This is a genomic window from Paenalcaligenes niemegkensis (assembly GCF_022230885.1).
Classification (GTDB): domain Bacteria; phylum Pseudomonadota; class Gammaproteobacteria; order Burkholderiales; family Burkholderiaceae_B; genus Paenalcaligenes; species Paenalcaligenes niemegkensis.
In genome coordinates this window covers 806,204-828,764 of record NZ_JAKGCT010000004.1, presented here as the reverse complement: position 1 = coordinate 828,764, position 22,561 = coordinate 806,204, and the positions used below count along the sequence as shown (strand labels likewise).

At 53.0% G+C, this 22,561-nt stretch carries 23 protein-coding genes and 2 pseudogenes; 15 read left to right on the top strand and 10 right to left on the bottom strand.

What is annotated here, in order from left to right:
* Position 1: 1 nt before the first annotated feature.
* The 3 genes from L1889_RS07980 to L1889_RS07970 form a co-directional block, all read right to left on the bottom strand.
* Positions 2-703: a PACE efflux transporter gene (locus L1889_RS07980; RefSeq protein ID WP_238664696.1), complete on the bottom strand. Its 702-nt coding sequence runs from the start codon at positions 701-703 to the stop codon at positions 2-4.
* A gap of 625 nt (positions 704-1,328) precedes the next feature.
* Positions 1,329-1,763 (bottom strand): hypothetical protein, encoded by a 435-nt coding sequence (locus L1889_RS07975; protein ID WP_238664695.1) that lies wholly within the window; start codon positions 1,761-1,763, stop codon positions 1,329-1,331.
* 605 nt (positions 1,764-2,368) lie between these two features.
* On the bottom strand, positions 2,369-3,544 hold the full coding sequence (locus tag L1889_RS07970) for an MFS transporter (RefSeq protein WP_238664694.1): 1,176 nt from the start codon (positions 3,542-3,544) through the stop codon (positions 2,369-2,371).
* A gap of 202 nt (positions 3,545-3,746) precedes the next feature.
* Between L1889_RS07970 and L1889_RS07965 the strand changes: the two genes are divergently transcribed.
* From L1889_RS07965 to L1889_RS07955, 3 genes are all read left to right on the top strand, one after another.
* Entirely contained in the window at positions 3,747-4,496 is a 750-nt protein-coding gene (locus L1889_RS07965) for a hypothetical protein (protein WP_238664693.1), read from the top strand.
* A gap of 40 nt (positions 4,497-4,536) precedes the next feature.
* On the top strand, positions 4,537-4,803 hold the full coding sequence (locus tag L1889_RS07960) for a hypothetical protein (RefSeq protein WP_238664692.1): 267 nt from the start codon (positions 4,537-4,539) through the stop codon (positions 4,801-4,803).
* A 123-nt stretch (positions 4,804-4,926) separates the two neighbouring features.
* Positions 4,927-5,505 (top strand): DJ-1/PfpI family protein, encoded by a 579-nt coding sequence (locus L1889_RS07955; protein WP_238664691.1) that lies wholly within the window; start codon positions 4,927-4,929, stop codon positions 5,503-5,505.
* Positions 5,506-5,619: 114 nt separating this feature from the next.
* Here the strand turns inward: L1889_RS07955 and L1889_RS07950 are convergent, their stop codons facing one another.
* From L1889_RS07950 to L1889_RS07930, 5 genes are read right to left on the bottom strand one after another with little or no spacing between them, the layout of a single operon-like run.
* Positions 5,620-6,432, bottom strand: coding sequence for an ABC transporter permease (locus tag L1889_RS07950; protein ID WP_238664690.1), 813 nt, complete (start codon positions 6,430-6,432; stop codon positions 5,620-5,622).
* Positions 6,429-7,622: an ABC transporter substrate-binding protein gene (locus L1889_RS07945; protein WP_238664689.1), complete on the bottom strand. Its 1,194-nt coding sequence runs from the start codon at positions 7,620-7,622 to the stop codon at positions 6,429-6,431. The genes L1889_RS07950 and L1889_RS07945 overlap by 4 nt, the downstream gene beginning before the upstream one ends.
* 7 nt (positions 7,623-7,629) lie before the next feature.
* Positions 7,630-8,433: an ABC transporter ATP-binding protein gene (locus L1889_RS07940; protein ID WP_238664688.1), complete on the bottom strand. Its 804-nt coding sequence runs from the start codon at positions 8,431-8,433 to the stop codon at positions 7,630-7,632.
* Between the two features lie 4 nt (positions 8,434-8,437).
* Positions 8,438-9,544, bottom strand: coding sequence for an acyl-CoA dehydrogenase family protein (locus tag L1889_RS07935; protein WP_238664687.1), 1,107 nt, complete (start codon positions 9,542-9,544; stop codon positions 8,438-8,440).
* Positions 9,529-10,089 (bottom strand): carboxymuconolactone decarboxylase family protein, encoded by a 561-nt coding sequence (locus L1889_RS07930; RefSeq protein ID WP_238664686.1) that lies wholly within the window; start codon positions 10,087-10,089, stop codon positions 9,529-9,531. The genes L1889_RS07935 and L1889_RS07930 overlap by 16 nt, the downstream gene beginning before the upstream one ends.
* Positions 10,090-10,237: 148 nt before the next feature.
* On the opposite strand from L1889_RS07930, the pseudogene L1889_RS19185 reads away from it, so the two are divergent.
* Together L1889_RS19185 and L1889_RS19180 are read left to right on the top strand one after the other, a co-directional pair.
* Positions 10,238-10,716 (top strand): annotated as a pseudogene (locus L1889_RS19185) (cupin domain-containing protein); the annotation flags it as partial.
* Positions 10,693-11,142 carry a helix-turn-helix transcriptional regulator gene (locus tag L1889_RS19180; RefSeq protein WP_372871735.1) on the top strand — a complete coding sequence of 150 codons (450 nt, stop codon included), beginning with the start codon at positions 10,693-10,695 and terminating at the stop codon, positions 11,140-11,142. The pseudogene L1889_RS19185 and the gene L1889_RS19180, both read left to right, overlap by 24 nt.
* A gap of 26 nt (positions 11,143-11,168) precedes the next feature.
* Here the strand turns inward: L1889_RS19180 and ada are convergent.
* Positions 11,169-11,983, bottom strand: a pseudogene (gene ada / locus L1889_RS07920) (bifunctional DNA-binding transcriptional regulator/O6-methylguanine-DNA methyltransferase Ada); the annotation flags it as partial.
* A gap of 302 nt (positions 11,984-12,285) precedes the next feature.
* Between ada and L1889_RS07915 the strand changes: the two are divergent.
* Positions 12,286-12,681, top strand: a complete 396-nt coding sequence (locus L1889_RS07915; RefSeq protein ID WP_238664684.1) for an alcohol dehydrogenase catalytic domain-containing protein — start codon at positions 12,286-12,288, stop codon at positions 12,679-12,681.
* A complete protein-coding gene (locus L1889_RS07910; RefSeq protein WP_238664683.1) occupies positions 12,633-13,259 on the top strand; it encodes a zinc-binding dehydrogenase in 627 nt (208 codons plus the stop codon). Before L1889_RS07915 ends, L1889_RS07910 begins: the two co-directional genes overlap by 49 nt.
* Before the next feature lie 74 nt (positions 13,260-13,333).
* On the opposite strand, the gene L1889_RS07905 is transcribed toward L1889_RS07910, so the two are convergent.
* Positions 13,334-13,696 carry a hypothetical protein gene (locus L1889_RS07905; RefSeq protein ID WP_238664682.1) on the bottom strand — a complete coding sequence of 121 codons (363 nt, stop codon included), beginning with the start codon at positions 13,694-13,696 and terminating at the stop codon, positions 13,334-13,336.
* Positions 13,697-14,221: 525 nt separating this feature from the next.
* Here L1889_RS07905 and L1889_RS07900 point away from each other — a divergent pair.
* From L1889_RS07900 to L1889_RS07870, 8 genes are all read left to right on the top strand, one after another.
* Positions 14,222-15,865, top strand: coding sequence for a ShlB/FhaC/HecB family hemolysin secretion/activation protein (locus tag L1889_RS07900; protein WP_238664681.1), 1,644 nt, complete (start codon positions 14,222-14,224; stop codon positions 15,863-15,865).
* A gap of 42 nt (positions 15,866-15,907) precedes the next feature.
* Positions 15,908-17,572 (top strand): DUF2341 domain-containing protein, encoded by a 1,665-nt coding sequence (locus L1889_RS07895; RefSeq protein WP_372871343.1) that lies wholly within the window; start codon positions 15,908-15,910, stop codon positions 17,570-17,572.
* Positions 17,538-17,885, top strand: a complete 348-nt coding sequence (locus L1889_RS19175) for a MotA/TolQ/ExbB proton channel family protein (RefSeq protein ID WP_372871341.1) — start codon at positions 17,538-17,540, stop codon at positions 17,883-17,885. Before L1889_RS07895 ends, L1889_RS19175 begins: the two co-directional genes overlap by 35 nt.
* 9 nt (positions 17,886-17,894) lie before the next feature.
* Positions 17,895-18,311 (top strand): ExbD/TolR family protein, encoded by a 417-nt coding sequence (locus tag L1889_RS07890; protein WP_238664680.1) that lies wholly within the window; start codon positions 17,895-17,897, stop codon positions 18,309-18,311.
* Positions 18,312-18,334: 23 nt separating this feature from the next.
* Positions 18,335-19,141, top strand: coding sequence for an energy transducer TonB family protein (locus L1889_RS07885; RefSeq protein WP_238664679.1), 807 nt, complete (start codon positions 18,335-18,337; stop codon positions 19,139-19,141).
* Positions 19,142-19,189: 48 nt separating this feature from the next.
* A complete protein-coding gene (locus L1889_RS07880; RefSeq protein WP_238664678.1) occupies positions 19,190-20,923 on the top strand; it encodes a putative porin in 1,734 nt (577 codons plus the stop codon).
* A gap of 344 nt (positions 20,924-21,267) precedes the next feature.
* The gene (locus tag L1889_RS07875) at positions 21,268-21,921 is read left to right on the top strand and encodes a DNA repair protein (protein WP_238664677.1); all 654 of its coding nucleotides are present in this window, start codon (positions 21,268-21,270) and stop codon (positions 21,919-21,921) included.
* Positions 21,922-22,019: 98 nt separating this feature from the next.
* Positions 22,020-22,556: a YbjN domain-containing protein gene (locus L1889_RS07870; protein ID WP_238664676.1), complete on the top strand. Its 537-nt coding sequence runs from the start codon at positions 22,020-22,022 to the stop codon at positions 22,554-22,556.
* Positions 22,557-22,561 lie beyond the last annotated feature (5 nt).

Below are 22,561 nucleotides of genomic sequence, written 5' to 3'. Positions count from 1 at the left end.
ATCAGCCTTTTAATTCACGAGCTCGCACCATGCGTGCGCGAATATGATCGTAACCCAGATTATAAAAGAAAGCGTAGGGCATAAAAAACAGCACCAGCCCGATATCAAGAACCAGAGCATGCCACAAAGTGGTATCTACCCACCACGCTACAAGCGGAACAACGATTAGAATCAGACCTATTTCGAATGCGCAGGTGTGAAGTATTCTCATCCAGAAACCACGCCTAAAACCATAGCGTAATTGCAGACGATCAAACAGCCAGTTAAAGAGCATATTCCAAAGCATGGCAATTGCCGAGATGACGGCCGAAAGGGCAGCCATCGAGACAGCTGACTTGCCGGTGATCCACATGGCAAGCGGAGTGGCAAACAGAATACCTAGACCTTCAAATAGCAAGGCATGGAAAATACGTTCTTTTAAACTACGCTGATATTGAAGTAGTTCACCCGCTGACACGCGATCAGCAACGGTATCTACATGAGTAAGAGATTTCACGACAAAGAGGGAAATTGCGCCACGGAAAGGAGCCCGGCTGTGTGGCAAGTTGGTCGGAATAGGGCGAAGCCGCCAAGGCCCGACACCAAAAAACGCATGGGAGAAATGCTTAGGCTCTGCAGTGATTGTAGCGTTATTTTTGTACGGGAAGATAATCGCGGTTCCAAGCTGGTCAAAAACCACACAGCCTAAGCCAAAGTGACGCATGCGGCGCTCTTGGGAGGTTTAAGCGCGGGTTGTCCCCATGCTTGTGCACATAATCTGCGTATAACTTTGTGAAATGACCGTTTTTGCTCATCTGCTAGCCGATGGGTAAAATGTGACCATCTCGCTAAGAGCTAATGTTAACAAGGGTCTTGATAGGTTGTTGTGGGGTTGCTAACAAGCTTTTGCACATTTACTGTGCGTAAGTCTGCGATGAGCATAAAACACTCTGGGAGCCGGTCTCGACCTAACACGCAGAAGGCGAATAAAGTAAAAACACGTGGTTGAAAGTGTCGAAATCGTATCCGCGGCTTAGAAATCTCCACTGCAAACGCCGGTTTAGCCCTTTATTGCTGCTATGAGCGAAAGCTATCCACCCCTCTGGAGCGCCAGGCTGAATGCGGCTTCCGGTGATTTATTACAAAGCTATCCCCATCGTTGTGCACATTATTTGGGGATAAATAGCGGGTATGCAGGTATTTCAGACGATGGATGAAAATCACTCAAGGTCCGTTAAGCCACACAACATGCGGCTCAGCAGACCTTGTTATGAACTTACCAACATGGTTTTGCACAATTTATGTGGGTAAGTGGCAAAACTGGCCTGAAGCCGCTCTGAAGAGATTGTTCAACGCTGCTTGGTGTCTAGATCCTCATCTTCTCCCGGATTATCTGAAACGCGTTCTGGATCGTATCGATCATCTAAAAAGCGCAGGGTGTCAGGTGGCATCTCATCGAGATTTTTAGTCGTGCTCGAGGTTATTTCGTCCAAACTGCTATCGTCCATATCGTTGATGGCCTCTCCTTGATCTAGCTCTGGTGTGTCGATACCCAGTCCGGCATCTTCGGCGGAGACCACATTGGCGGGGCTGAGCTCTTCTGCTGTGTTATCGGGGGTATCGGTGTCCACATCAACACGATTCCCCGTTTGCGAACGGTCGCTGCTGGTTAAGCGTTCGGCCGAAGGCAGGTCGCTAGGGCTGTCAGATGAGTCAGAGGGTCCCATGCCGGTGTCGTCTGTGTCTTCAGGCCAGGGCTTGTCATCGTCGTATTTGTTGTTCATGGGCATAACTCCTGCAAACATAGTTTGTCTATGTTCATAATCTCTCAGTTGTGATTGCTATGAGAGCTTATTTTGTGTGCCTTTGTGTCAGAAAGAACCTGTACATCAATGTATTAGCGATCAGAGAGTCTGCTTTCAGCGCTGATCAGGAGAGTGGGGAAAGATAAAAAAACCAGCCCTGAGGCTGGTTAAAGGAGGAGACTACTACAGAAATCAGGAATATTGATACATTTCAGGTAGACATAAAAAATGTTTTTTTATCTTCATGTTTTAATAAAAAACTAGTTTTTTATGACTTAATCGGTACGAAAAAAAACGCAGCAAATAATAGAATAACCAGTTATAAAAAATACTATTAAAAATTTATATAATTAAGCTATATTTAACGTTTCTATAAAAAATTTAAAAACCTCGTTGTTGTGGTTTCTGCAAAAACGGATAAGTTTTTATTCTGTTATCACACCTTACACTGAAAGATGTCAATTTATTAATGCTTTATACAACTATAAAATAATTTTAAGAAATAAGTGTCAAACGACATAAAAAATAACAATTAAAAACAGAATGTCGGTCAGCGTACATCATTTCCTGCTGTAAGCCCCCTGTTAAACCGTCTTGCTCGTGAACACATAGCGCTTGATAAGGATGCAGGCAAGTAATCCGCTGACTACGATAACGATACCGGCTGATGGCCAGCCAAAGCTGTCCACGCTTGAACCCACAAGTGCAGGGCCCATTACCTGGCCCAGGTTGCTGCCCTGCATGGTCAAACCGATGGTGACAGGGACCGCTGCCACACTTGGGGCTATGCGTGGTACGGCCGAAACGATGGTTGCGGGAACCAGTCCGCCTACGCCTGAAAATACCAGACACAGAAGTAAGCTCGCCAGTGGCGCAGGATTGGCGAAAAACAGGCTGGCCCCACAAAACATCATGATGATACAAGCCGTTGATAACAAGGTGCCGCGCGACACACCTCGTGAGACTAACTGACCTGCGCCCAGATTGCCGATTACGTTAGCCAGCGTTGCAATAGCAGTAAAGGAGCCAGCCTCTCTTACGCTAAGTCCCATTTGCTCGACCAGCAGCAAGGGTAAAAAGCTAAATAGTGCGAAGTACATAACAGCATAAAAAGCGAAAATGCTGGCAAAGGCAGGCGCTATCTTCGCGGCTAAGAGTTGTTTGAGCTGCAGTCCGATTTCTTTGAATTGAAGAATGGTACGGTCAGAGGGCGGTGCAGAGCTTAGCCATAAGACGAGTCCTAATGCAACTAACGGAAGTGAAGCGCACACCCACCATAAAAGCTTCCAGTCGCTGAACCAGCCACCAATCAACATGGACGTCGCCATGCCCAGTGGCATAAAGCAGCTCCACATCGACATAGCGGTGTCCTTATGGCGGGCTGCAGTGGCGTTATCGACCAGAGCTGGACACGAGATAGTGACCATAATAAAACCCAGGCCCTCGACAGCTCGCCAGCTGAGCAGCCAACGCAGGCTCTCCCCCCATGTGGATGCTACTGACGCTACGGCTAAAAGACAGAGGCCCAAAATTACTGCCCGGCGCTGACCATAACGCATGACCAGCGTGCCTAATGGTATGCCGCCCACCATACCCAGGACGGAGAATAGCGCCGTTAACCAGCCTATATGCCTAAAACTGAAACCTAGCTGATGCTGTAAAAGCGGAGCGCCGATGGCGACTTTGCCCATTTGCATAGCAGCGACAATGCCACAGAAAATAAGCACCACAACTGAAACCCAACGAGTTTTATTTTGCATGAAAGCCGGAGCTCGATAAAGAATAAATTAATGGAGATCCCACTCTAGCCCTAACTCAAGTAAAAAGGGGAAGCGAATAGCAGGAATAACCGTCAGTTATTTTGCGCTGACTAATAAAGACATGTGAAAAATCGGGCATTAACATTTGTTGACCCCTGACCACGTGGTGATCTTTTACACTCAAGTCGGATCTCAACCATTGATGACCTTAACTTATAACAATGACAAAGCAACCGGCGCGGTATTTTCGCGTTACTTTTTTGGCAGTCTGGGGCTGGTTTTGGCAGTGGCATTGTCGGGCTGCAGTTCGTTTCTAGCCGAAGGAACCAGCGCAGGGGCTGGGATTGCAGGGGTGACCATCGCGGACCGGATGACGGATAATGCGGCGGTGGCGACGGGGATAGGTCTGGGCGTGCAAGCCGTTGCCAACGCCGGCTTACAGTATGCACAGCGTAAGACGCGGGGTGAGGAGCATGACGCCATTGTGCGGGCAGCAGCCTCATTAAACGAAGGCGAAGTGGGCGAATGGGCCGTTATACATCCGCTCCCTCTGGAGCCTGACTCGCAGGGCAAGGTGACCGTCAGCCGGCTGATCGGAGGCGTCGGCCTGGCCTGCAAAGAGATTGTGTTTTCCCATGCTCCCATGTCCGCCGTCAATCCCCTTCTGGACAGCGAGTTCTTCGTCGCCATTATCTGTAAGAACCCCGACGGGTGGCATTGGGCGACGGCTGAGCCTGCTACGGCCCGATGGGGGCCTTGCAGTGAGCATACGCTATCTGTTTGTCTTATCCGCATTGGGGGTGGCGATAGGCCTCAGTGGCTGTGGCTATTCCTCTATAGGCAGTTCAGCCGGTGCGGTTGCAGGCGTTGGTTCGGGGGCATTCACAGCGAATCCGGCTATTGGCTATGCGGTAGGAATAGGCACTCAGGCTGCGGTAGACGCGAGCATTAAATATGTGTTGCGAGAATGGAAGAATGATCAGCAGAATCTGATGGCCAATAAAATTGGCGGAGCGCAAATCGGAGAGGTCATTGCATGGGAGATAAAGAAGTCTATCCCTGTGGGTAATGAGCGAGGCACTATGCAAGTGGTACGTGATATTGCTAATCCATTGGCAGCTTGCCGTGAAGTGCTTTTCACCGTGGAAATAAAAGAAAGTAGCCCGGCGTACCTAACGAACATTTGCCAGCAGTATGGTGGGCACTGGCGCTGGGCCACTTCAGAGCCAGCGGTGACGAGGTGGGGCGGCTTGCAATAATCTTGGCCTCGTCATTCTTCGCTAAAAACCGTATTGTTAAGACTTCCTTAAACGGGTAAAACAAGGTCTTGGACCTTTGGATATGTACAACTGGTGTGCTTACTTAAACGTTAAGGATGAAACATGGCTAAAAAGATTCTGATGATTTGTGGCGACTATTGTGAAGATTACGAAACAATGGTGCCATTTCAAACCTTGCTGGCGGTAGGGCATCACGTTGATGCGGTGTGTCCCGACAAGAAAAAGGGCGACACGATCGCAACGGCCATCCATGATTTTGAAGGGGAACAAACCTATTCTGAAAAACGCGGGCATAATTTTGCATTGAATGCCACGTTCGATGACATTCGGGCTGAAGACTACGATGCCTTGGTAATTCCCGGTGGCCGTGGCCCTGAGTATCTGAGGCTGAACTCCAAGGTGCTTGAGATGGTACGTCACTTTTTTGATGCAGATAAGCCCGTCGCAGCCGTGTGCCATGGTGCGCAGCTGCTTGCCGCAGCCAACGTGCTGGAAGGGCGGACTTGCTCGGCCTATCCGGCCTGCCAGCCTGATGTGGAGCTGGCAGGCGGCACCTTTGCCGATATTGCCGTGACCGAAGCGCATACTGACGGTAATTTGGTGACCGCACCTGCATGGCCTGCGCATCCAGCATGGATGACACAGTTTCTGGCCGTGCTAGGTACTAAAATTACCCTTTAATGTGTACTTGCCCTGGCGTTTTTAACTGCTCTCGCCAAGGCAGGGAAAACACCCCAAAGCCTTTATTGAGTTTCGGCTTTTGGGGTGTTGCTCAGGTTTTCTTATCAAGATGTTTTAATACTGCCACTTTTTAAACGCCCAGCGCATGAGGCTATCCAGGGCGAAGCCCAGCATGCCAATAATAAGAATGACAGCCATAAGTTCTGAATAAGCCATACGGTCTCGTGTGTCGAGTACAAAATAGCCCAGGCCTGCATCCACGCCCAACATTTCACTGGGTACCAACACGATCCATACAATACCAATAGCCAAGCGTGTTCCAGTTAGCACGTGGCTAAAAATGCCTGGTGCAACAATGTGCGTCAAGGTTTCGAAACGCGTGGCTGACAGACTTAATCCCAAGGCTAACCACTTCGTGTTTAACGCCTGAACACCGGCGGCAGTATTGATAATGATTGGCCAGACGGCTGCAAAGCTAAGCAGGAAGTAGATGGGCGCGTCGCCGATGCCGAAAGCCATGACGGCAATGGGCATCCACGACAAGGGTGAAACCATTCTTAAAAACTGAAAAGCGGGGCTAAGCAGGGCACTTATGCTCGTAGAAAAGCCGACGAGCAAGCCTGTGGGAATACCGAGAAGCAGTGCTATTGCCAAGCCTATAGCCACGCGTTTCAGGCTAAGTAGTATATGAAGCCAGATATCACCGTCGCCCAATAGCCTGAATGTTGTCGTCACTGCCTGTTCGGGTGCGAACTGTTTGGCCAGCGTACCGCCGAACCAGTATATGCCCAGCCACCATATTGCGAGCAGCAACAGCAGCCCCAGTACACCTAATACAGTGGGGTGCGAGCTCAGGCTTCGAGTGAGGAAGAGTGAAGGCCTTTCAGGTGAAAATGCCGTCTGCTTTTGCACGCACTGTTTGCTCATATGCTGAGGGTCTCCTCGCGTGTATAGCGATTGGGCAGGCCGAATTTTTCTAAACCGCCTGCTTTTTCTATGGCGCGTTTTACAAAGCGGTCGTCGACCAGGTCAGAGGCAACAACAGATGGGTCCAGAGACTCTAAAAATCCGCTATCGGCCTCGATCAGCGTTTTCTTCAGCATGGAGACCAGTTCCTGAGTGTAGCTAGGAAATGGATAGGGCTGAAAATCGATACGCTTTTCAGCCCATGAAGGATTTTGAATGGCTCCAGTCTGTATGTAGTGTTCGCGATCAGTGGCGTTGGGAACCAGCACCTTGCTGAGGTTTTCGATACTGTGCGGCGTATAGCGGTTTGGACCATCTTTAGACAATAGTCTTGCCGTTTCCTGGCGATTTTCGCGCATCCATAGCTGGGCTTTCACGATGCCATCCACAACGCCTTGCGACCACTCAGGGCGGTTGTTCAGGTCATGTTCGTGCATGAATACGACGCAGCAGGCGTGATCTCGCCATACATCTCCCGTGAATCTCAGGATTTTTCCTGCTCCGCTGCTTTCCCCCAGCGCATTAAAAGGCTCGGCCACTGTGTAGCCTGCGATACGGTTGCTGATCAAGGCAGGAGGCATATCGGCAGGAGCCATTACTACTAAATTGACCTCGTTCGTGGCGGTTTTGCCGCGCTTTCGACTTACCGGCGTAAGACCGTTGCTGCGCAGCAAGTGCTGCAACACCACATTGTGTATGGAATACCAAAAAGGAATGGCGACTGTCGTGCCACCTAAATCGCTGACCTTATTGATGGCGGGGCTAACGGTCAGCCCTGAGCCGCTCATGTGATTCCACGCCACCACCTTTGCAGGCACTTTACTGCCATAACGTCCCCAAATGGTCATGGGAGTGAGCAAATGGACCAGGTTTACCTGGCCCGAGATAAAAGCCTCAATAAGCTGCGCCCAGCTTCGCACCAGTACGGGTTTTTCTACGACAATGCCAGCCTCTTCAAAGTAACCATTCTGATGAGCAATCAGCAGGGCCGACGCATCGGTAATAGGCAAATAGCCGATCCGTAGCGGGGCGTTTGGCTCGGCATGGGCGCGGCGGCTTAGCGCCGACAGCAAAGGCAAGGCCCCTGCCGCCGTAAAAAGAGCGGCGAGTTTCATTAACTCGCGTCGGCTGATACTGGTCGATGTGTTCATGGTGTGTTTACGCAAAGAGGGGGTTGGTGGCAGGGGCGGAGTGCTGTTCAAGTTGCTGAAGCACCTCACGTTTAAGAGCGAAGACTTCTGGATGTGCTAAGTCACGAGGCTGCTCCCGAGAGAGTTCCCACTCTTGAACGATGTTGGCCGGTGCCCCTGCAATCAGTGCGATACGGTCGGCCAGCACCAAGGCTTCGTCTATATCGTGGGTAATCAGAACGATCGTGCATGAAAAATCCTGCTTCACGCGCAATAGCAGGTTTTGCATTTCACGACGTGTCACGGCATCGAGTGCTCCAAAAGGCTCGTCCATCAATAGCACTTCTGGCTGCCGTGCCAGGCAACGGGCTAATGCAACACGCTGCGCCATGCCACCCGACAGCTCATTGGGGCGAAGGGCAGCATGCTGCGCTAAGCCCACTTCCCGCATGGCTCGCTGTACTCGCTCTTGTCGTGCATCTGCGCTTAATATGGGCTGGTGCTTAAAATTAAGGCCGAAACCCACATTGGCCTCCACGCTTAACCACGGTAACAAGGCAGGGTCCTGAAAGGCCATCGCCAGGCGATGATGAACGGCCTGCAAGCGAGCGCCCTGGAAGCGAATCAGACCTTGGGTTGGAACGGCCAGCCCCGCCAGACAGCGTAAAAGCGTGGACTTTCCTACCCCGCTGGGGCCTAGCAGCACCACTGTCTCGCCCTGATAAACAGAGAGGGTCAAATTGCTCAGTATATGGCGCGGGTTGAAGTTTAAGCCTACGTCTCGTGCTTCGAGCAGTGGAGCCGTTGCAATGTCAGGGCAGGGTATTGTCACGATGCTAACCTTGTAATGCACTTTTAAGCTGTACCACGGTGGGCGAAACCAAGGGCACAAACATGGCCTCACGATGACGTCTCAGCGTGTGTTCACGCCCACCAGCCAAGTAGCAAACGCCGCCTTCGCTCGCGCTCTCCAGGGCAACTGCTTGAGCCGCCAGATCAGCCAGGGCAATGCGCACTTCAAAAAGTTTGCGTGGATTGATTCTATATAACCCCGAATCCACACCCTTCAGCAGCGTTAAACGTAGCTGCTCAAGTTCATTGAGAATACTTGTAGCTGCTTCAGTCAATATGCGCACTTTCCTAGTGTGTTCCAGAACTTGCTTCACACATTTGCGAACCAGTCCGATGGTAAGAGCGCATTGCAAACCTAAGAACTCAGGGCGAATCTGATTGATGTAGAGAGCGGCATTGTCATGCAGTACCCGATTAGCGGAAAGCTGTAGCTGATTAAAGCTCAAGGCTGCTGTGTTACTGGCCTGCAAGCCAATGAGCGGCAGGTCGTTACTGCGTTCTTGCCCGCTGTCATCATGATGAATGGCCACGATAGCAGGGCTGGCATTGGGTGTGGAGACAGCCACTGCTACAACGTAGTTGTCAGGGCGCAGATTCGTGACCCACGGCAGGCGTCCTGACAGGCTCCACGAGCCGTCCGTTTGTTCAGTAGCACTAACCTGCAGCCCCTCTATGCCGCCGAGAAACTTGATCGCATTTGACAAGCCTGTGGCCCCGGCTATTTTTCCATCTAGCAAGTCTGGCAAATAGCAGCTTCGTAACTCAGCATTTTCGGTTTGCAACAGGTACTCGATGAAACTGCGCTGCCCCCAAAGAACGAAAGCAGCGGTTAATGACAGTTCGGCCACATCGCTGACGGCGTCAAGGGCGTCGGCAAATGAACTGCCTGGCCTGCCCCCTAACTGCTGCGGTACACCCAGGCCAAACAGCGAGGATGCAGCGAGCTTGGGCAGCAGCTCTGAGGCGAGTTCAGTACCAGTGTCCAGAGCCAGGGCGTGTTCATTCAGCCAGAGACGAAGCTCATGGCTAAGTAGCGCTGGCGGCGGAGCAACGGGAGCGAATGCTGCTGCGGCGTTTATTGAGCTTCCCATGCGAACTCCTGAAGTTGTTCATTAAGCGGGGTATGGGCCAGATTGTTCGCAAAATTGCAGATAGTAGCCAGGCCGACTCCAACAATAACTTCCAGGGCTTGCTGTTGGGTAAAACCGGCCTCAAAGAAGGCATTAAGTTCGCCATCATCCAGTTTTGCGTGTTTATTGATTACGGTTTGGGTGAACACAGCAATCGCCTGCAATCGATCATCGGCAATATCGGGTATGCCTTTACTGCGCAAAGCTGCAATGATTGCAGGATCAAGTTTGGCTTTCTTGGTAGCAATGGCCGTATGGCCCGCTACGCAAAATGTGCAGCCATTATTGGTGCCAGCCACAAGCTGTACAACTTCCCGTTCAGCGAGGCTCAGGCTGGCGGTGGCATTTAACGCAGATAAGTCTTGATAGGCCTGCAGTGCAACCGGGGCATTCGCTAAAATACCTAGCAGATTAGGCAAGAAGCCACTGCCCCGGACCGCTGTGTTTAAGCGCTCTTGAACAGACTCGGGAGCAGAGTCAACGGTGTGTAGAGTAAGACGTGTCATGAGAGGCTGCCTATAAGAAAAAATATACTTAAATTGTGCTTTCTCACCGTGTTCGCGACAATGCTCATTAGTCGCTCATTCCATACTGTTAATATCAACTTTCTGAAATTTGCTTATTCAATAACCGTCTATAGTGTTGCTTTTATCCATGCGAAACGCAGAGAACTTCCTACTGTCCGGCCTTGAAGTGAAAGCCAGTATTTTTCACTTTGGTCAGTATTGCGACCGGTGGGAGGCCAGCCTTAGCCTGCATTCACGAGCCGGATTCCATCTGGTACTGCATGGTCCGTGCTGGGTGCATTTTCCAGAGCTGCCGTCCATTTGCCTGCAGCCAGGCGAGGCGGTTTTTTCTTGCGTGATGTGGCGCATGTGCTTTCGCCCAGCGCCGATAAACCTGATTTTTCTCATCCCTTAAACCATCAGTTGATGCAGCCCCTGTCTGAAGATGCCACCAGTTCTACCGGGCTGTTATGTGGGTTTTTATCGTTTCAGCCAGGATTAACGGATCTGTTACTTGCTGCGCTACCTGATACCTTGCTGTTGGCGGGGCCAGATCTTTTGGCCTCTGAGACGCGTACTGTTTTCGATTTGATTATGAGCGAGATGAGGGCTGAGCAAGAGGTGAACCCGCTTGTTATTGAGCGTCTGGTTGAGTTGCTGCTGTTTTACACTTTGCGTTATTACGCTGAGCATGGTCATGCCAACTACGCCTTGCCTTACGGGGTGCTTGAGCTGGCTAAAGATAATGCCTATGGCCCTCTGCTCTCGGCGATTGTGAGAGAGCCCGCACTGGCGTGGAGCGTGGATGACATGGCCGATTTTCTGCATACCTCCAGAGCCAGCTTTCATCGCCGATTCACCTTGCTATCAGGTCTTGCCCCAGCCCAATTGCTGCTTAATATACGTGTGCAGCTGTCGAAGGCACTGCTGACAGAAGGTCTTAGTGTTGAACAAGTCGCTGAGCGTATGGGTTATGCGTCCGCGCCCACCTTCAGTAACGCCTTCAAGCGAGTGATGGGGCTGACCCCTTCGGTCTGGCGTGACGGGAAATAGGTATTCGGCAGCAACCTGGTATTTGTTTAGGGCTTACTTAGCGCTTCGCGCTGCAGTAATTCGCGCTTGCGGTCCACGCCCCAGCGATACCCCGAAAGATTGCCATCACGACGCACGACGCGATGGCAGGGAATAGCGACAGCAAGACGGTTGGCTGCGCAGGCACTGGCCACAGCGCGCACGGCCGTGGGGGAGCCCAGCTTTTCGGCCAGTTGGCTATAGCTGATTGTGGTGCCTGGCGGAATCTCGCGCAAGGCTTGCCAGACCCGCTCCTGAAATGCAGTGCCTTGGACATCCAGGGAAGGTTCAATCCCAGGGCCGGCATTTCAATAAAGCCCACGACCTGCGCCACAAGCTGCTCAAAGTCGCTATCAGCGCCAATAAAATGCGCCTTGGGAAATTGATCTTGCAGCGCCTGTGTGAGCATATCGGGATCATCACCCATAAAAATGGCGCAGATACCGCGTTCGCTTTGTGCCACCAGAATGGCGCCTAATGAACATTGTCCTACGGCAAAATGAATCCGGGAGTTTTGGCCTCCGCTACGGTAATCTTTTGGGCGCATCCCCAGCCTTGCCTCGGCTGTTTCGTAAAAGCGGCTGGAGGAACTGAACCCCGCTTCGTAGATGGCATCGGTGATCGTATCAGCAGCATTTAACTTCTGGCGTAATTTAGATGCACGCCAGGCACTGGCATAGACCTTGGGGGTCAGGCCCGTTTCGGCTTTGAAAACCCGATGAAAGTGAAAAGGGCTCATGCCAGCCTGAGCCGCCAGCTCGTCCAGGCTTGGAGGCATTTCAGCGCTTTCGATTAAACGGCACGCCTGCTCCACCAAGGCCGCGATGCGGCGCTGATGAGCCGTAGTGACATCCGGACTTTTCGTATTCGAGTCAAAATTAGCAGATGAGTTCATGGCATTTCTACTCAGTTGAATGATGGCTTAAGCATAGATTCAAAGGAAACCATAAGAAATCCGTTTCTTGCGCTTGGACTCCATAAATTCCTTTGCAGAAGCGTTGGCAGCCCCCTGAGCGAACTCATGCAGTACCGTTTATGCTGCAAGGCTAGTGAGCTACACTGATTATCTGGGTTGCGACAACGAAGCCATCCAATAACTGCTCCTTCATCACGGATTAAACTTTTATGCCTTCAGCCATTGTTCTGCATCAGCCTGGCCCTCCGGAAAATCTCAAATTCGAGTCTGTCACGGTTCAAGAGCCGGGTCCAGCCGAAATTCGGCTCAGACATACTGCGGTTGGTGTCAATTTTCACGATACCTACGTTCGCTCCGGTCTGTATCAGACACTTGCGCTGCCGGGAATACCTGGAATAGAAGGCGTAGGCGTCGTTACCGAACTCGGAAGCGAGGTGCGCGATTTGAAGGTGGGCGATCGTGTGGCTTATATCCATTTGGGCTACGGCGCCTATTCCGACGAACGTATCCTGCCTGCTAAAGCGGCTGTTCCCTTACCCCTGACCTTGGTGACCACATGGTGGCTGCCATTTTGCTCAAAGGGCTTACAGCACAGGTTCTGGTGAACGAGATCTACTCCGTCAAACCCGGCGACCGGGTGCTTGTGCACGCTGCTGCCGGAGGCGTGGGGTCATTGCTCAGTCAGTGGGCCAGTCATTTGGGCGCACACGTTATTGGCACTGTGGGGTCAGAAGCTAAAGTAGAAGAGGCACAGCGTTCAGGATGCCGTCACGTAATCCAGTATAGAGACGAAGACTTTGTTGCGCGAGTGGAAGAGATTACCGGCGGTGCGGGTGTGCAGGTGGTTTATGACGCGGTTGGCAAGGACACCTTCTCAGGGTCGCTGGCGAGTCTGGCACCCTGCGGGCATTTGGCCAATTACGGACAAGCCTCGGGCCCGGTGCCGCCGTTTGAAGTCTCTATGCTGTTTCCCAAATCAAACTCGCTGTCGCGGCCTAACGTGTTCCAGCACCTGCAAACCCCCGAAAAGCTGCGTAATGCCGCAGCCACGTTATTCAAAGCGCTCAATGATGATGTTTTACGCCCCGGACATATTGCTACCTTTGCGCTTGCTGAAGCAGCGCAAGCGCATCGGGAAATAGAGTCCAGATCAAGAAAGGGGGCGGTGATACTGAGTATCTAAGCAAGGGTAGATATTTTCTGAACCTGAAAGGCGCCTGCACGGCGCCTTTTTTTATATCAGATTATTACCTGTTACTACGGCGCGGTAGGCGCACGCCCAGGAAACGCTGACGGCCGTTGGGGAAAGGCTGATTTTCCGAATTGGTTACCCATGCGGTTAGAAGTAGCGGCCTGATTGAATAGTCCCAGCCGATTAGGGGCTTGACGGGCGATTTCCTCAGAGGCCAGCGCGGGGTTTCCGGGGACGGGCTGCTGTTTATCGGGCGCCATTTGCTGGCTTAGGCAGTCGTAAGACAGTGCACGATAGCCACCGACTTCCACATCGACACAAGCGCCGGGAGCGGCAGGGTGCAGCGAAGGGGCTTTGGCATCGGCAGCCAGCACGGAATTCGGTAGTGAAAAAGCCGCGAGCATTGCAATCACTATTGACGTACGCATGTCGCCTCCTGATTTCTTAAGTTCCAGCCAGTATAGGTGAGCGGCCCCCACTTTATTGTGACATGTCTATGACGCAGCCCACTCTTGGCCTTTGAGCCTGGCAGTGGGTTGTCATCGTGAGGTCATAAGCCATGACTACGATCCTAAGACAGCGAAGCCGTTTTGAAGAATCAACATGAAACTTTTATGACAATGCGTCGTTTTGTGCTCGTGGTTCAGTCTTAAGTGTATTAAGACGGAACTCAGGTACCTTTATTTTCGGTCTTGAACAGGAAACAAGCCGCGCATCGGAGGTTACATAAAGTTTCATTAAGATTACTTATGAAGTTTTTATGACATTCGGCAGTCTTTGGTTCGTCCATCCGTCTTACTAAGAGAAGGTCAGTATAGGCAAGGTGCCCTTGTTTCGCTTGGCGATGCATCCGGTATGCCGCGCTGTTATGTCGTAGCCGTCTGTTCATCCTGGACTTTTCGGTAAAACAGGTGGTTTTTTTAGTATTCCTATTGCGGACAGAGTCCATACACATGTTTGACGTAGACAAAAAAAGCAAAGTAGTAACGACTTGCGCAGCGCGTATCTCCGTGTTGTCCGTAGCAGGCGCCATGGCGTTGTGGGCTGGCACTGTGTCCGCACAAGAGGCCGAGCCTGCTGCAGACAGCCCAGCAACAGAGCAGGGCACAGGCGTCAATATCAATGAATACATTGTGCGCGGCAATACAGTGCTTCAGGCACGCGACATCGAGAAAGCGGTTTATCCCTATTTGGGGCCGCAGCGCACCCTTACCGACATTGAAGCCGCGCGCGACGCTTTGCAGGCGGTTTATCACGAGCGTGGCTACCAGTCTGTTTTCGTCGATTTGCCCGAGCAGCAGGTTGCCGGCGGCATCGTCTTTCTTCAGGTCTCCGAAACCAAGATCGGTCGTGTGCGGGTGGTAGGCGCCAAGCATTATTCACCCCTGGCTATCCGTTCCGATGTCACCGCCCTGACTGAAGGCACAGTGCCCGACTTCAATCAGGCGCAGGTAGAACTTAGCGAACTGAATCGCGGGGCCAGCCGGCAGGTCATACCTCTGGTAAAAGAGGGAGCGCTGCCCGGCACCATGGACGTAGATCTCAGGGTAGAAGATACCACCCCCTGGCATGCCAGCATCGGGCTTAACAATGACTACAGCGCAGATACAACCAAACTGCGCTCTATGGCGACCATTGGCCACGATAACCTGTGGCAGCGCGGTGATGCGTTTTCGCTGACATTTTTTACCGCCCCTGAAGAGCCCGATAATGCCAAGGTCTGGTCCGGATCTTATACACGGCGCCTTTCCGACCGCTGGAACCTGCAGTTTTCGGGTTTCCACTCTGACAGTAACGTGGCCACCATCGGAGGCACCAATGTCCTGGGTAAAGGTTACTCGTTCGGCATGTCGGCGATCTACTCAATGAAACCATCCGGTAACTGGTACAACTCACTTTCCCTGGGCCTCGATTACAAAAAGTTCGACGAATCCCTGGTGTTTGGCGCAGATACCGACGACGTTCCTCTCAAGTATGTGCCACTTACCGTGTCCTATAGCGGCTATCGCTTCACCGAAGCGGCGCAAAGCAGCTTTGGCTTAAGTGTCGTGGCAGCCAGCGACTCCTTCTTCGGCCTGAACAGCAGCGCTGAAGAGTTCGATTACAAACGTTACCGCGCCAATCCAAGTTTTGCCCTGCTCAAGGGCGATGGCAGCCACACCCACAGCCTTTTTGGCGACTGGCAATTAGCATTGCGCGGCTCATTCCAGCTTGCTTCTGGCCCGCTCGTCTCCAACGAGCAGTTCGCCGCAGGGGGCGCAACCAGCATTCGCGGCTATCTTGCCGCCGAACGCACTGGTGACCACGGTGCCCTGGCCTCGCTGGAATGGCGCACACCGTCCGTGGCGCGCTGGCTTGGTCCGCACGTGAACGAATGGCGTTTCTACACCTTTGCTGAATATGCCCACTTGCGTTTGCAGGATCCTCTGCCCGAACAGCAGTCACGTTTTAACCTGGGCAGTGTTGGTTTTGGTACCCGCCTGCAAGTGCTCGACTGGCTTAGCGCCAGTGTTGACTGGGGTTACCCGCTTAAAGACGGGGCCAATACCACCAAACACGATCCGCGCGTGAATTTCAACGTCCGCGCCAGTTTCTAACTTTTTATCCATCTTCTGGAAAGACCTCGGAGTATTTCGACCATGCAACGCTTTTTGATATTAATGCTTGCCGTACTGGCGGGCTTGCTGCCAGCGGCGGCACACGCCTGGTGGCAGCCCGACTGGAATTATCGCAAACAGATCTCTATCGACACCACGACCGAAGGTGCTGCCATTGCCGAGAATATCGGGCGTACACCCATGCTGGTGCGCTTGCATACGGGTAATTTCGCATTCGATGGCGTGAACGAAAACGGTTCTGACATCCGCTTTGTTACTGGCGACGACACAACGGTGCTTAATCACCAGATCGAATCCTTTGATCCCTTGATGGGTATGGCGCTGATCTGGGTAGATGTGACTGATATCGCGGCTGACCAGCGTCAGGATATCTGGATGTATTACGGTAACGAGGCTGCACCTGCCACAGGCAACGGTCAGCTAACCTTCGATCCCAACTACATCCTGACCTACCACTTCGATGGTGCTGCAGGTGCGCCACCGCGTGATACCACAGCCTACAGCAATCATGCACAAACTCCGGTAACGGGTTCCGTTGATGGCGTTATTGGCCGTGCCGCGCAGTTCACCGGTGAAGCGCCATTGATGCTGCCAGCCAGCCCCTCGCTGGCCTTGCCCGCAGCAAGTGCCTTTACATTCAGTGCCTGGGTTCGTGCCGATCAGCCTGCAGGCGAACAGCTCATCTATGCGCGTCGTGACGCGGGCAACTCCCTGCTTATCGGTCTCGACCAAAGCGTTCCGTTTGTCGAAGTCAACGGCGAACGCAGCCAGCCCGGACAGCCTGTTTCACCTGCTACCTGGCAGCACTTGGCCCTTAGCTCCGACGGCACACAAACCATTCTGTATGTAAATGGACGTGCCGCGGCAACATTGGCGGTCAGCTTGCCTCCTCTAAGTACAGTAACGGCCATTGGTGGCGATGTGCCTGGCTTTATTCCAGCAGCAGCGACGGCCGGAGCAGACTCAGCGCTTGCTTCTGATGAAGCCACACCAGCTACTGAAGAACAACTTATTGCGCTTGACACGGCAGCAGTTCCCGCAGCATCCACCTTTACACCATTCACCGGTGCAATCGACGAACTGCGTATCTCTAAAGTTGCGCGTCCGGCTGCCTTGATTTTGGCTGACGCCACAGCGCAAGGTTCTGAATCACGCCTGGTTGTTTATGGCGTCGACGAGAAACAGTCGGGCTTTGGTTTTGGTGGCCTCGGATTTCTGATCAATGCGATCCCCCTCGACGCCTGGATCATTCTCGCCATATTGGCAGCCATGATGGTCCAGTCCTGGGTCATCATGTACACCAAAAACCGTAACGTGGCACGTGTCAGCGCGGCAAACGGACAGTTTCGCGAGGCTTTCTCCAAAGTCGGACAACACCTGGAAGCCTTGGCTGATGACAGCAACCTGCAAACCCGTCTGGCTGACTCTGCTCTGTGGCGCCTGTATCAGGTGGCCATTAACGAGATTCGCATACGTCGTAGCCAAGGGGTTGACGTAGATTCAATCTCTGGCGCCACCATCGAATCCATCCGCGCCTCAATGGACGCCGTACGTACCAAAGAAAATCAGAAACTTGGCGCCAAACTGGGCATCTTGTCCAACGCCATTGCGGGGGCCCTACATTGGTCTGCTGGGTACGGTGCTTGGGATTATGGTCGTGTTCCTGGGCACAGCCATGGCGGGTGATGTCAACATCAACGCCATTGCTCCCGGTATGGCAGCAGCCCTGATGGCAACGGCAGCTGGTTTGTTCGTAGCGATTCCGGCCCTGTTTGGATACAACCGCCTGGTAACGCGCAACAAAGAAGTCAGTGCCGACATGCGAATGTTTGTTGACGAGTTTGTAACCCGTCTGGCCGAGGCCCATGGACAAAACCATGGCACGGAAGGCGATCACAGTAATAGCGCTGCACGTCCGGGTAGACCATTGACCAAGAAGGCGTTATCGGTTTCCGCCGACAGCAGCCTGGCTACGGTTACCCCGGCCGGCAACGCATAGGAGACAACAATGGCTTCAGCATCCTCAATGGACGATGACGACGACGCACCGGTCGACGGCATCAATATTACGCCGCTCGTCGATGTACTGATGGTGGTACTGGTCATGTTCATACTGACCGCTACCGCTCAGGTATCAGGCATACAGGTGAACCTGCCCAAGGCCAGCTCCACCGTATCCCTGACGCAACCCAAGACCAAGGCAATTTCGATCAATGATGTAGGACAGATCTTTCTGGATGCCTATCCGGTAACCCTGCCCGAACTCGAAGATCGCTTGCGCACCGAGAAGGCGCTTAGCCCCGACTTTCCTGTGATCGTGCGTGGCGACGCCACTGTGCAATATCAGAAGGTCGTAGAAGTGCTGGATCTGATGCGCCGACTCGAGCTATCTCAGGTTGGCCTGGTCACTGGCAAGCCGAATTAATCTCATGACGTTAAAGAGACCCCATGTCGTCTAACACTCCACAACCACCAGAGGCCGATAAAGGGCCGCGCACTGAGCATGGCCAGACCGAGCAGCCTGCCGGCCAGACGCAAAATGTCTGGTTGGCGGATCCCAAAACCCGTAAAAAACCTACGCTGACGCAATCGTTCAAATGGATTGTCGGTCTGGTGATTGTGGCCGTGCTGGGCTGGTTCGTTTACCAGTGGGCCAACGATATGGCTGGTGTCAAGCGCGAGGCGCCCAAGCTAACTACTATCATCCCGCTGCCGCCTCCGCCACCTCCGCCGCCCGAGCCTGAAAAAGAGCCCGAGCCCGAAGAGCCGAAGGAAGAGGAAGTGGTTGAGCCCGAGCCTGAGCCCGAACCTACGCCAATCGACGAGCCACAACCTGAGGACGAGGCACCGCCTTCGCCTTCCGACGATCTGGCCGATCCGATGCAAATCGATGGCGAAGCACAGGCCGGATCCGACGCTTTCAATATTGGTGCAGGCTCAGGTGGGGGCATGTCCGGTGGTGGCGGAGGCCGGGCAGGCAACGCGACCTACAGCCAGTATCTGGCTTATATGTTCCAGCGAATTTTGCGTGATGACGACCGTACCCGCAATCTGGTGTTCCGCCTGAATGCTGAAGTATGGCTCACCGATGCCGGAAAAATAACGCAGGTCAAGCTCACCAAGTCCAGTGGCGATCAGGAAATCGACGAATTGGTCATCGCAGCGGTACGGGCGGTAGGTCAGCTTGACGAACGTCCTCCTGCGTCGCTGACGATGCCCGTCCGAGTGGCCTTTCAAGGCCGCCGCCCTAATTAACCGTAGACAGATTCCCGACATCTTTTGCTAGCAGGAGCAGTTTCATTCATGAATTACCAATCTACATTGACGTTCCGTCCCAGCCGGCTCACCGTCGCTCTGGCGCTGGCGGCGGCGTTAACGGCCATACCGGTCGCTGCGCAGACAACGGCGCCTACGGATAATGCCACTATCAATCTGATACGCCTGCTGGTTGAGCAGGGCGTACTCAAGCAAGATCAGGCTGATGCGCTGGTCAACCAGGCGGCTGCCGAAGCTGCGCAGGTCAAGACTGCTGGCGGCGCGGCACTGGCCGAGCCGGGCGATGTGCGTGTGCCGTACATTCCCGAAACCGTACGTGACCAGATCCGCGATGAAGTCCGCGCCGACGTCATGGCCCAGGCCAAGGCCAAGGCCGAGAACTGGGCTCAGCCTAACACCTTTCCCGACTGGGTATCACGTATAACAGTGGAAGGCGATGTGCGGGTTCGCGGCGAGTCGCGTGGGTTTAGCGATAGTAATGCTGATGTCATCACTGATTTCGCTAGATTGAACGAGGACGGACCATGGAATGCGGCGCAATACGGTGACCGTGCTCCTGTGCTAAATACAAAGCGCGACCGCCGCAACCTGGCACGGGTACGTGCGCGTCTGGGTATCAAAGCTCAGATGTCCGACCAGTGGATGGCGGGTATACGTCTGGCTACGGGTAGTGATAACAGCCCGGTATCTACTACCCAAACATTGGGCGGTGGCATGGAGAAAAAAGATATCTGGCTAGATCAAGCCTATCTTAATTTTCGTCCTACTGACTGGGTGGGCATAACTGCAGGTCGCTTCGGCAACCCCTTCGAGTCTACCGACATGCTGTACTCGAATGATCTGAATTTCGATGGTATTGCAGCCGTTTTTAACAAGCCCCTGTCTGGTAAGCCGGTCACTGTATTCGGTACCTTGGGTGGCTTTGCGCTTGAGTACGCTAATAATCCATGGGGATCCGACACTTATTCCGAAGGTGGCAGCGAGAATAAATGGCTATTGGGCGGTCAGGTAGGCGCCGAGTGGAAACTTGATACCCAAAACACCTTGCGGGGTTCGCTGGCCTATTACCATTTCGATAACATCACAGGACAGCGTTCCAGCGCATGTGATTACGATACGTATTTCTACACAAATGAAGGTTGTGATACCGACTGGTCACGTCCGGCGTTTATGCAAAAAGGTAATACAGTGTTTGCCTTGCGCAACCTTCAGCCTGACTTAATCGATCCCAACTCTCTCAATACCTTTGCGCCTCAGTATGTTGGCTTGGCATCCAAGTTCAACTTGCTTGATATGAACATGCGCTGGGATACGCGTGTCATGAACGGTATGGGTCTACGTCTTAGTGGTAACTATGTTCGCAACCTGGCTTACGACAAAGACGAAATGATCAGGCGTGCAGGTGGCTTGACCAATATCTGGAACACACGGGAAGGCACTGGATACAACGATCCTATCCAAAGCGGTGGTAATGCCTACATGGTTCACGCGGCACTGGGCAACGGTTTCGACCTTAGCAACAAAGGCGATTGGCAGGTCTTCGCAGGCTACAAGTACATACAGCCTGATGCCATGCCCGATGCCTACAACGATTCCACTTTCCACTTGGGCGGCACGAATGCCCGGGGTTACTACCTGGGCGGTAGTTACGCTTTCGAGAAGAATGTGTATGGTGCCTTGCGCTGGAGCAGTTCCAAAGAGATCTATGGTCCACCGTTGTCTATCGACATTGTGCAGCTTGAGGTCAATGCACGCTTCTAGGCATCAGTATGAATGTGAAGTGTATCTGTAAAGGGTAGCAGACAGGCCGGGTTGCAGGCGTTATGCGCTTTGATCCGGCCTTGTCAGGTCAGTCAGGAAAACGTCTCGATAGTATGAAGGTTTTATGACATCGGGCACTACTGGCTCGTCATATACGTCTATAGGATAATAGACAGCGGCGGGCCGTTGTCATTGTTTATCCGAACAAAGGAAGCAATACCGTGGTCACCAGCAATATAGTCAAAGCCAAATCGACCTTTATTCTTCGCTATACCGCGCGCCGCTTCGCGCGCTGGGTCAATCCACAACAAACAAAATTATTTTCTCTTGTTAGGCTGAGTGCAATGGGTGTCACGTTTGCGCTGGCCGCGCCAGGCCTGGCACAGGCACAAAACCAAAGCATGGAAGAGCGCCTGCGCACTCAATTGCGCAGCACCACGCAGCAGCTACAGTCGTTGCAAAGCCAGCAGGCACAGGTTAATGCCGCCAAAGTGGCTGCCGAGGCACAGCGCGATGCCGCCCAGCACGAAATCGAGCGACTGCGGGCGCAGCTGGGCGAAGTAAAGGGTCAGGCTACAAAACTGGCCGAGCAGCAAAGCGCGATAGAGCAGGGCGCCCGTGCCCAGGTTGCTGCCAGTGCAGCCCAGCGCGATCAGTTCAAAGATGCCTATAACGAGCTGCTGACTATGGCTCGGGCTGCTGAAGCCGAACGTACCACCCTCACGGCATCTCTTGGGCAGCGTGATGCCGAACTGTCCATGTGTACGGCCAAAAACCAAGAGCTGTACCAGGCTGGCAAAGAAATCCTGGCGGCTTATGAAAGCTTCAGTACAGGCGACATGCTGAAAATTCGTCAGCCTTTTGCGGGCGGTGCTCGCGTCAAGTTCGAAGAACAGGCGCAAGTATATGGCGACAACCTTTATAGCGGTCAATTTGATCCGCGACAGGTCGAGTCCGCACCCGCGCCAGCCACAGCATCACCGGAAGCTGATTCCTAGGCGGCACCAAGGCGCAGACGCCGCTCATTTACATGCGGCAGGTTTTCTTGCCCTCGTACCCGAATGACCTTATTTCTCTATAAATCCAGGAAACCATCATGGCCACCATCGATAAAACAGAATTAGTCCAGTCCATTAGCGCCGAGCTTCTTACCGAGCTTCTGCAAGCAGCGGGGTACCGCGTCACCTCTTCTGAGCAAAACGGCCAGACTCAATTATTAAGCGCCACCCAAGGCATCGGTTTTGCACTGCGTTTTGGCAATCCTTCCGCCGAGGCCGGCCAGTATCTGGATTACACCCTAAGCTGCGCATTGCGTGTACAAGGCGAACTGCCTGACGACCTCATTTCACAATGGAACATCACCAAACGCTTTGCCCGCCTGGCACGCCAGGGCGATTTCCTGGTTCTTGAAATGGACGTCATCGTGGCCGGCGGCGTAACCGACGCCTATCTGCGTTCAACCACCGAGCTTTGGGATCATTTGTTGCAACAGTTCTTGCTGTTCTTGCGCACTTTTGCCGCTCAACCCACGGCAGCTGACGCTGCTGTCGCAACAGACGAGCAAGACGACGGCAATGCACCCGACAATGATCAAAAAGCAGATCAAGACGACTCTGCAGCGCAGGCTGCGTAAAGGCG